General features: G+C 48.3%; 1 pseudogene. It reads right to left on the reverse strand.

Annotated features, from left to right (window positions below):
* Nucleotides 1-234: pseudogene (locus N8O80_RS09645) on the reverse strand (N-acetylmuramoyl-L-alanine amidase family protein); the annotation flags it as partial.

Raw genomic sequence — 234 nt, forward strand, 5'->3', positions numbered from 1 at the left:
GATGCTGGCTTCGGCGCAGGTTTTGATGCTGGCTTCGGCGCAGGTTTTGGTGCTGGCTTCGGCGCAGGTTTTGGTGCGGGTTTTGGTGCGGGTTTTGGTGCGGGTTTTGGTGCGGGTTTTGTATTCTCTTTTACAATCTTACCATTCTTAGACGCATCCTTTTCTTGAGCAGATACTTTCTGAGATGAGAAAGGCAACATCCCCATTGTATCTGAAAGAGAAACAAGTGCAAAA

Source organism: Streptococcus mitis (assembly GCF_946190155.1).
Lineage (GTDB): Bacteria > Bacillota > Bacilli > Lactobacillales > Streptococcaceae > Streptococcus > Streptococcus mitis_CL.